Annotated in this window: 8 protein-coding genes; 5 read left to right on the top strand and 3 right to left on the bottom strand. The window is 62.6% G+C overall.

What is annotated here, in order from left to right; translation table 11 throughout:
- Positions 1-42 precede the first annotated feature (42 nt).
- Positions 43-912, top strand: coding sequence for a 2-hydroxy-3-oxopropionate reductase (locus ABW043_RS11745; protein ID WP_353921391.1), 870 nt, complete (start codon positions 43-45; stop codon positions 910-912).
- A gap of 15 nt (positions 913-927) precedes the next feature.
- On the opposite strand, the gene gmd is transcribed toward ABW043_RS11745, so the two are convergent.
- The 3 genes from gmd to ABW043_RS11730 form a co-directional block, all read right to left on the bottom strand.
- Positions 928-2022 (bottom strand): GDP-mannose 4,6-dehydratase, encoded by a 1095-nt coding sequence (gmd, locus tag ABW043_RS11740; protein ID WP_353921390.1) that lies wholly within the window; start codon positions 2020-2022, stop codon positions 928-930.
- Between the two features lie 38 nt (positions 2023-2060).
- Positions 2061-3401, bottom strand: a complete 1341-nt coding sequence (locus ABW043_RS11735; RefSeq protein WP_353921389.1) for a UDP-glucose dehydrogenase family protein — start codon at positions 3399-3401, stop codon at positions 2061-2063.
- A 137-nt stretch (positions 3402-3538) separates the two neighbouring features.
- Complete coding sequence (locus tag ABW043_RS11730) at positions 3539-5734, bottom strand: putative bifunctional diguanylate cyclase/phosphodiesterase (protein ID WP_353921388.1); 2196 nt, start codon at positions 5732-5734, stop codon at positions 3539-3541.
- A gap of 387 nt (positions 5735-6121) precedes the next feature.
- On the opposite strand from ABW043_RS11730, the gene ABW043_RS11725 reads away from it, so the two are divergent.
- The 4 genes from ABW043_RS11725 to ABW043_RS11710 all read left to right on the top strand — a co-directional run bounded on the left by ABW043_RS11725 (position 6122) and on the right by ABW043_RS11710 (position 8902).
- Entirely contained in the window at positions 6122-7279 is a 1158-nt protein-coding gene (locus ABW043_RS11725; protein WP_353921387.1) for an HPP family protein, read from the top strand.
- A 79-nt stretch (positions 7280-7358) separates the two neighbouring features.
- Positions 7359-7748, top strand: a complete 390-nt coding sequence (locus ABW043_RS11720) for a hypothetical protein (protein ID WP_353921386.1) — start codon at positions 7359-7361, stop codon at positions 7746-7748.
- Positions 7749-7806: 58 nt separating this feature from the next.
- The gene (locus ABW043_RS11715; RefSeq protein ID WP_353921385.1) at positions 7807-8316 is read left to right on the top strand and encodes a copper chaperone PCu(A)C; all 510 of its coding nucleotides are present in this window, start codon (positions 7807-7809) and stop codon (positions 8314-8316) included.
- Positions 8309-8902, top strand: coding sequence for an SCO family protein (locus ABW043_RS11710; protein WP_353921384.1), 594 nt, complete (start codon positions 8309-8311; stop codon positions 8900-8902). The genes ABW043_RS11715 and ABW043_RS11710 overlap by 8 nt, the downstream gene beginning before the upstream one ends.
- The last annotated feature ends 134 nt before the right edge of the window (positions 8903-9036 follow it).

Genomic DNA, 9036 nt, shown 5'->3' with positions numbered 1-9036 from the left:
CAGCGCCGGACTCGGCTGGTTTGAGCCATGGAGGACGCAGGCGTGAAGATCGGTTTCATTGGCCTCGGCGTCATGGGCCGCCCCATGGCCGGCCATCTCATCGCAGCCGGCCACGAAGTCTTTCTCCACCGGGTCAAGGACGTGTCACAGCATCTTGTCGAGGCCGGTGGCAAGCCGCTCGACAGCGCCAAAGCCGTCGCCGAAGCTGCTGACATCGTCATCCTTATGGTCCCCGACACCCCCGACGTCGAAAAAGTGCTCTTCGGCGAAGCGGGCGTGGCAGATGGTCTATCCGCCGGCAAGCTCGTCATCGACATGAGCTCTATCTCCCCCGTCGCCACGCGCGAATTTGCCAAGCGCATCGCCGAAAAGGGCGCCGGCTACCTGGATGCCCCGGTCTCCGGCGGTGAGGTCGGCGCCAAGGCCGCCTCCCTCACCATCATGGTCGGCGGTTCCGAAGCCGACTTCGCCCGCGCCAGGCCGCTCTTCGAACTCATGGGCAAGAACATCAACCGCATCGGCGAAGTCGGCGATGGCCAGGTTGCGAAAGTCGCCAATCAGATCATCGTCGGCCTGACCATCGAGGCCGTCGCCGAAGGCCTCGCCTTCGCCCAGGCGGCCGGCGCCAATCCTGCCAAGGTCCGCAGCGCCCTGATGGGCGGCTTCGCCTCCTCGCGCATTCTCGAAGTGCATGGCGAACGCATGATCAAAGGCACCTTCGACCCAGGCTTCCGCATCCGCCTCCACCTCAAGGATATAGGCCTCGCCACCGAAGCCGCCAAATCCCTCGACCTCGCCCTGCCGCACGCCTCAAACCTGCAGCAGATCATGCAACAGGCATTGGCGAACGGCCTGGGCGACAAGGACCACTCGGCGCTGTTTGAGCTGCTACAGCCGAAGCAGCTCTCATAGTGCGAACTGCAGGGCTCAGGCGCCAGTCATGAGCCCTGCATGGTGCCGTGCTGTCTTGTAGTCAGCTTCGACCATTTCCCGGCACATGTCGCGAGCGCTGATCTCCGGGACCCAGCCGAGCTTTTCCCGTGCCTTGCTGGGGTCGCCGAGCAAGGAATCTGCCTCCGTTGGGCGGAAATACTTTGCGTCTATGCGGACAATGACATCGCCGACTGCCAAGTGCCGGGCGAGGTGGCCATCAATGTGCGCGATGGTACCGATTTCATCGGTCCCCGACCCGGTAAATTCCAGCGTGATGCCGAGGTCCGACGCCGCCCAGCCGATGAAATCGCGTACTGCATATTGCTTGCCGGTCGCGATGACGAAGTCTTCCGGAATGTTTTGCTGCAGCATCAGCCACTGCATGCGGACATAGTCCCTTGCATGGCCCCAGTCGCGCAGGGCATCGAGATTGCCCATGTGAAGGCAGTGTTCCAGTCCCAGAGCGACATTGCATAGCCCCCGGGTGATCTTGCGTGTGGCAAAAGTCTCGCCCCGACGCGGGCTCTCGTGATTGAAGAGAATGCCGTTGCACGCGTAGATGCCATAGGCCTCGCGATAGTTGATTGTCGTGCAGTGGGCGAAAAGCTTTGCCACGGCATAAGGCGAGCGCGGATAGAATGGCGTCGTTTCCCGCTGCGGCGTTTCCTGGGCCAGACCGTAGAGCTCCGAGGTCGAAGCCTGATAGAAGCGGGTTTTCTCTTCGAGCCCGAGCAGCCGAATAGCCTCCAGCAGCCGCAAGGTGCCGAGGCCGTCGACATCTGCGGTATATTCAGGCGCCTCGAACGACACCTTGACGTCGGACTGTGCCCCCAGATTGTAGATTTCGTCGGGGGCAATGTCGCGGACCAGCCGCGTCAGGCCCGAACCGTCGCTGAGGTCACCATAGTGGAGGGTAACTCCGGAATTGGAGTGTTCCTCTACCAGATGGCCAATGCGCTGCTCGTTCGGGAGAGATGATCGTCGCCTTATACCGTGTACCCGATATCCCTTCTCCAGCAAAAATTCAGCGAGATAAGAACCGTCCTGCCCGGTAATACCAGTGATCAGAGCAACCTTGCCCGAATTCATACTGCCCCCACAGTCTATGAAATGCGGTTATGCTTGGTCTATTCCGCCGCTTGTGCCGCCGTGTCTGTGGCGCCCTGCGGACGGCCGATGCTGACATAGTTTAGGCCGGCTGTCTCGACTTCCTTGCGGCGATAAACATTGCGCAGGTCGATGAAGACATTGCCGACCATGGCCTCGGCAATTCGCCTGAGATCGAGCGAGCGGAAGGCATTCCATTCGGTGATCAGCACCAGGGCGTCGGCCCCAGACGCTGCGTCGTGCGCGTCGGATGCGTAGTCCACGCCGTTGAGGAAGGTTTTGGCCGCCTCCATGCCTTCGGGATCGTAAGCGCGGATTTTTGCGCCGGCGTCCTGCAGCGACTGGATAATGGCGATCGAGGGGGCGTCGCGCATGTCGTCGGTGTTTGGCTTGAAGGTCAGGCCGAGGATGCCGATGGTCTTGCCCCGTACGCTGCCGCCCATGGCCGCGATCACCTTGCGCCCCATGGCGCGCTTGCGGCGGTCGTTGACTTCTATGGTGGTTTCGACGAGCCGCAGGGGTGTATCAAAATCCTGGCCGGTCTTGACCAAGGCCAGCGTGTCCTTGGGGAAGCACGAGCCGCCATAGCCGGGCCCGGCATTGAGGAATTTGCCGCCGATACGGTTGTCCATGCCGATACCGCGAGCCACGTCCTGCACATTGGCGCCGGTCCGTTCGCAGAGGTCGGCAATCTCGTTGATGAAGGTGATCTTCATGGCCAGAAATGCATTGCCGGCATATTTGATCAGTTCGGCCGTGCGCCGACCGGTGAACATCAGCGGCGCCTGATTGAGATAGAGCGGGCGATAGACGTCCGTCATCACGTCGCGGGCGCGTTCGTCCTCCAGGCCGACGACAATGCGGTCGGGGCGCTTGAAATCCTCGATGGCCGAGCCTTCGCGCAAAAATTCGGGATTGGTCACGACCACCACATCGGCCGCCGGATTGGTTTCGCGGATGATGCGTTCGACCTCGTCCCCGGTGCCCACTGGCGCGGTGGATTTGGTGACGACGACCGTAAAGCCTTTGACCGCCCGCGCGATATCGGCGGCCGCGGCATAGACATAGGAGAGGTCGGCATGGCCATCGCCGCGACGGGACGGTGTGCCGACGGCAATGAACACGACGTCCGAATTGGCGACGGCAGGCGCGAGGTCCGTCGTAAAGGTCAGGCGTCCGGAGCGGGCATTGTCGGCCACCAGCCCTTCGAGGCCGGGTTCAAAGATCGGAATTTTTCCAGCCTTCAGGGCGGCGATCTTTTGTTCGTTGAGGTCAACGCAGGTGACGTCATGGCCGAAATCGGCAAAACAGGCGCCGCTGACAAGGCCGACATAGCCGCTGCCTATCATGGTGATGCGCATGGCAATGCTCCCAGACCTTGCTGTGCTTTATATGTAGTGGAACAGGCGAAGAAACCCAACCGGGCGGGCCACTCGCGCTGCGCGTCGGGTGAAGCGATTATGCGGTGTGCGTGACCTTTGCGTGAAGCTTGCGGGTGTCAGGCAAACTTCTGATTGGCGCGGGTTTCAGAATCTCTTGCAAGGGTGTCTCGCATGTCCTCAGGCGAGAGCGGCCGGGCAAAGAGGAAGCCCTGGAGATAGGTGCAGCCCATTTCCGTCAACTTGCGACGCTGGTCCTCGCTCTCGACACCTTCGGCGGTCACGCGCATGCCCAGCGCCTCGGCCGTTTCAATGATGAGGCGAACGATGTGGCCGACCACCGGGTCAGTGGTGACGAGCTGGGCATAGGACTTGTCGATCTTGAGCTTGTCGACGGCATAGCTGCGCAGATAGCTGATCGAGGCGTAGCCGGTGCCGAAATCATCGAGCGCGATGCTGACGCCCGCCTGCCGCAGCGTGCGAAGGGTTTCCTGCGTCTGGGGCGAATTCTGCAACAGGACGCCCTCGGTGATTTCCACTTCCAGCCGATCCGGAGCGAGGCCAGTTTCGGCGAGGATCGCCATTATGCGCTCGGCGAGCCGGGCATTTTGAAACTGGACCGGCGAAACATTCACCGCGATCCGGGGCAGGCCCGATGAGACCGCGAAGCGGCAGGCGTCCCGAAGGACCCATTCGCCAAGAGAATCGATGATGTCGCATTCTTCGGCGAGCGCGATGAAACGGTCGGGCGACAGCAGGCCGCGCGTCGGGTGCATCCAGCGGATGAGCGCCTCGGCACCGGCGATTGTGCCGCTCGCGCTGGCATAGACGGGTTGATAGACAAGACGCAGGCCGTCCGCGGTCAGGAGGGCATTGCGCAGTTCGATTTCGAGCGTGCGCCGCTCGCGCTTTTCGCGGTCCATTTCCGGATCGTAAAGTGCAAAGCCATCGCGTCCGGCGAGCTTTGCCGAATAAAGCGCGACGTCGGCGCGCCGCAGGATTTCCTCGGGCGTGACATCGTTGCCCTTGGCAAGGGCCGCGCCAAGGCTCAGCGTCACATCGATCCGCTCGCTGCCGATGACCAGCGGCGTCCTGATATACTGGATCAGTCGCTGGCATATCCACTTGGCCTGGCCTTCGCTCAGGATGCCGGGATGGATGACGGCGAATTCGTCGCCGCCGAGACGAGCGACGGTGGCTTCCTCGGGCATTTCGATCATCAGGCGCTTGGCGACTTCGCGCAGCAATTGGTCGCCGGCAGCATGGCCGTAGGAGTCGTTGATCTCCTTGAAGTGGTCGATATCCACCGAGATCAGCAGCACCTTGGTTTCGGCAAGGAATTCGTAGTCCTTGGCCTGCCGGAGGCGCGTTTCAAAGAGGGCGCGATTGGCAAGGCCGGTCAGGGGATCGTGCAGGGCGAAATAGGTCGCGTGCGCCCGGCTGGCTTCCATGGTCAGGGACGTGCGGCGCAGCCAGACCAGCAGGGCGGCCATGGCTATGCCCACCATCAGCAGCATGGTGGCGAGTGCAGGCGCCGCTTCACCCAAAAGCGCTTGGGCAGGCTTTGACGGGGTCCATGCCAGGTAGGTCAGGATGTCGCCTTCCTGGTTGATGATTGGCAGCCAGCCGCTGGCCGTCGGGTGGGCGACACGGCGAATGTTGGCAATGCCGAATTGCTTGCCGATGTCGTGCAGCATCGCTTGGTCGATCAACTTGATCGAGACCAGCAGATGGCCATCGGTGGGGTTGTCGGTGCTGTCCCCGCCAAGCGAGCCGATCGGGCGGATGCTGACAAAGCCTTGTCCGCTATCGGCAAAGCCCACTGTCCTCAGCGCCAGAAGGCCCGCGGCGTCGTTGAACCGCAGGCTGGGGTCATCAAAGGCCGCCCGGGCGATACGCAGGCGCAGCCGGTCGATGATCGGCTGCAGTACGAAAGAATCTGCCAGTGTGAATATCTTGCCGGCATAGCGACCATCGACAGAGGCGCGCAGCACCTTGCCGTCGGGCGCCAGGATATAGGCGCGGTCGTGTCCAAGCGCGGTGGTCAGGCGGCGGTCGAGTTCGTCCGTTTCAGCGGCGATTTCGGCAGGGGTGACGGTCGTTGCGGCCTGGTCGGAAGCGAGGCGGGCTCTCGCTTCAAAAAGGGCCGCCTCGATGGTCTGGCTTTGCTCGCCAAGGGCGCGATCATCGATCCGTCCCATGGCCCAGGAGACTGATACCACGGCTACCGCAGCGAGGCAGATCGCCAGAACCACAGCGGCCCAGACGATTTGCGCAGAAATGGAATTGCCCTCGGTAGAAGGCGAAAGCGTCATGGTGCTGCCTCTGATTCATTCAGATATGCACCAGCGAAGTGACGAATTGGTTTATCCAACCGCATCATTCTGGGTTGAGGTCAGAGGTGTTTGCTAAATGTCGAATGTTTCTGCGTGCTAGGGATCGATGACGCGTAGCGCTGGTTAGTAAGGTTGCTCCCGGATGCGATGGAAAATCCCGCAACTTACGGTGTTTTATTGGCATAGGCATTCGTTTTGCGGCGCTTGGTGTAGCACTTGTCATACAACTATTGGTCGACGCCGACGGATAAGGTCTTGGATCGGCCATTTCCAACGTCTCCCCGCGGAAGTCCGTTTCAGTTTTTTGAACGCATTTGGTTGGGCATGCCTTGGCGCGGCGGGGCGGCGGCCTTAGGAAACAGGGCCATGAAAATTCCAGCCTTTCTCTCCCGCCTCGTGCCGCACCTTGTTGCCGTCAGTCCGGTCGAACGCCTGCGCGCCGCCGTGGGGGCTTGCCTGGGCATTCTGGTGGTCGGGATCATCGGGCGGTTGGCCCTGCCGGCTTCGGCCGCGCCACTGCTGATTGCGCCGCTGGGCGCTTCGGCGGTTTTGCTGTTTGCGGTGCCGGCGAGCCCACTTGCGCAGCCTTGGTCGATCATTGGTGGCAATGGGATTGCGGCGGTGGTGGGCGTGGCGTTTGCCATGCTGGTGCCGGATGCGAGCGTGGCCGCCGCCCTGGCGTTGGGGGTAAGCATTGGCTTGCTGCTGACGTTCAAGTGCCTGCATCCGCCGAGCGGGGCGGTGGCGCTGACGGCGGTGCTCGGCGGCCCGGCCATTCATGACCTTGGGTTTTTCTATGTGCTCTGGCCGGTGCTGGCGGGGTCTCTTGCGCTGCTTGTGGCGGCGATCGGCTACAACCGGCTGACCGGCAAGGTCTATCCGCATCGGGCGCAGGTGCATGCGCCGGTTGCTTCGGCGGGCAAGACGGGTGGGCTTGGGGTAACGATCGAGGATCTCACGACGGCCATCCGCGAGCGCGACGAGGTGGTGCCGGTCGATCCGGATGACCTTGAAGCGGTGTTGCAGCGGGCCGAAGTGCTGGCATTCAATCGCCGCTCGGGCGGGGTAATTGCGTCGGCGGTGATGTCGCAGAGTGTGGCGAGCGTAATGCCGGGCACGTCGCTGCGCATTGCGCTGAAACTCCTCAGGACCAATGGGGTCAAGGCACTGCCGGTGGTGGATGCGGAGCGGCGCGTGGTGGGGATCGTCACGCAGACGGACCTGCTGGACAAGGCGGATTGGGGGCCTTCGGCAACCGGGTCCGGCCTCGGCTGGCGCCTGCGTTCCATCGGCAATTCAGACCGGCCGCTGCGCGGCAAGGTGCGCGACGTGATGACAAGCGACGTGCGCTCGGTGCCGACGACGACGCCGATCGCGCGGGTGGTACAGGTGATGGCAGAGACTGGTCATCACCACGTGCCTGTGGTGGATGCCGCGGGCACGCTGGCGGGCATGGTGACGCAGTCCGATGTCGTGGCCGCGCTGTTCCATGTCAATCAGGCCGAACTGGCGCGCACGGCCTAGTGATCGAGCTCTGCGACACTGCGCGCCTTGCTTCTTGCGTGAGCAAGGCGTAGCTGAAATCCCGTATCGGGGAGACGTCATGCCCAAAAGCATGCGCCATATTGGACGAGAAATAGGCGCCGCCATTGCGGTTCTGGCGCTCTATATGCTCGTGCTGCTGGCGCCGCTGCATCAGTCCGCCGGACTGCAGCGCGAACTGGCGCGGCTCGGTTTCGAATCCAGCGTTTCCTGGTCGGTCTGTACGTCCGTCGCCAATCCCGGGCGTGGCGACAATGAAACGCCGACGGCCGCCAAGTGCCCGCTGACGGGCGTCGGTAAATCGCAATTTGTGGCAGTGCTGCCTCCGGTTGCCTACCCGCCGCTGCTGCGGATTGCCGAACGCGTTCGTTTCGAAGCCAATTCAGGTGCCGCTCTGCTGCGCCCGATGGCGCATCCGGGGCAGCCGCGCGGGCCGCCTCGCGCCGCCTGATCCACGGCTTCCGGCCGCTTTGCGGCCCTCAATCCCATTTGCTTTTCGAGGACACGAAATGACGCTTCGTCTTTCCGCCATCGCTCTTGCCTTTACGGCGCTTTTTGCCCCCGCCCTGCCGACTTTCGCGCAGGATGCCCATGCCACGCATCAGGCCGAAATGGTCGTGCTCGGTTCCATTGAAATCACCGGCGCCTTCACCCGCGCCACCTTGCCCAATGCGCCCGTGGGCGGTGGTTTCCTGACCATCACCAACAAGGGCGCGGAAGCCGATCGGCTGGTTTCGGTCAGCACCGATATCGCCAAGGAAGCCCAGATTCATGAAATGGCCATGGAAGGCGATGTCATGAAGATGCGCCAGCTCAAGGACGGGCTCGAAATCCCCGCCGGCGAGACGGTCACGCTGGAGCCCGGCGGGTTCCACCTGATGTTCATGGGGCTCACGGGTGCGATCGCCGAGGGCGATGTGGTTCCCGTTACGCTGACCTTCGAGAAGGCCGGCACGGTGACCGTGGACCTCACGGCCGGGGCGACCGCGGCCGATGCGCCGGCGCACAACCATGGGTAATCTCGGGCGTCTGCGCGCCGTTCTCTGGACACTCGTTGCCGTCGCGGGCCTCGGCGCAGTCGGGCTCTACACTTATGCTGCTACACGCCCCAGCGTGGCGCAGAACCTTGGCGATGGCGATTATCAGCTGACGACGGCAAGCGGGGAGGCGTTCAATCGGCAGAGTTTTGCCGGAGCGCCCTCCATGCTGTTTTTCGGTTTCACCCATTGCCCGGAAGTGTGTCCGACTTCGCTCGCCGAAATGACCTCATGGTATGAGGCTCTCGGCGATGAGGCCAAGGACCTGAAGGCCTATTTCGTCACCGTCGATCCCGAGCGCGACACGGCCGACATCATCGGCGATTACGTCTCCTGGACGGGTCACGTCACCGGCATCACCGGCACGCCGGAAGAGATCGAAAAGGCGGCCAAGGCCTGGGCGATCTACTACCAGAAGGTGGCGCTCGAAGACGGGGACTATACGATGGACCACACCGCTTCGATTTTCCTCCTCAATAGCGAGGGGAATTTCGAGGGGACCATCGCCTATCGCGAGGATAGCGCCACAGCGCTCGCCAAGCTGCGGAAGTTGCTGGCCGAGGGCTGAGTATGCGCGGGGGCGGCTAAACCGCCTCCGCCCTTTCCTCCAGTCCCGCCTTTGCGAGGCCGGCAAGATACTTCTCCAAGAGGTCCGGGTGCATGAAGCGCAGGCTGTCGCGGATGGTTGCCAGGTCAATTCCT

The sequence above is a fragment of the Devosia sp. genome (assembly GCF_040509215.1).
In the GTDB taxonomy this organism is placed as follows: Bacteria; Pseudomonadota; Alphaproteobacteria; order Rhizobiales; family Devosiaceae; genus Devosia.
Note: the sequence above shows the minus strand (reverse complement) of the source record. Positions and strands in the feature narration are given on the sequence as shown.

What these genes read in the sequence shown, in the direction of transcription:
- gmd (WP_353921390.1), bottom strand. Translation starts at nt 2,022, where the DNA reads ATGAATTCGGGCAAGGTTGCTCTGATCACTGGTATTACCGGGCAGGAC.
- ABW043_RS11735 (WP_353921389.1), bottom strand. Translation starts at nt 3,401, where the DNA reads ATGCGCATCACCATGATAGGCAGCGGCTATGTCGGCCTTGTCAGCGGC.
- ABW043_RS11730 (WP_353921388.1), bottom strand. Translation starts at nt 5,734, where the DNA reads ATGACGCTTTCGCCTTCTACCGAGGGCAATTCCATTTCTGCGCAAATC.
- ABW043_RS11725 (WP_353921387.1), top strand. Translation starts at nt 6,122, where the DNA reads ATGAAAATTCCAGCCTTTCTCTCCCGCCTCGTGCCGCACCTTGTTGCC.
- ABW043_RS11720 (WP_353921386.1), top strand. Translation starts at nt 7,359, where the DNA reads ATGCCCAAAAGCATGCGCCATATTGGACGAGAAATAGGCGCCGCCATT.
- ABW043_RS11715 (WP_353921385.1), top strand. Translation starts at nt 7,807, where the DNA reads ATGACGCTTCGTCTTTCCGCCATCGCTCTTGCCTTTACGGCGCTTTTT.
- ABW043_RS11710 (WP_353921384.1), top strand. Translation starts at nt 8,309, where the DNA reads ATGGGTAATCTCGGGCGTCTGCGCGCCGTTCTCTGGACACTCGTTGCC.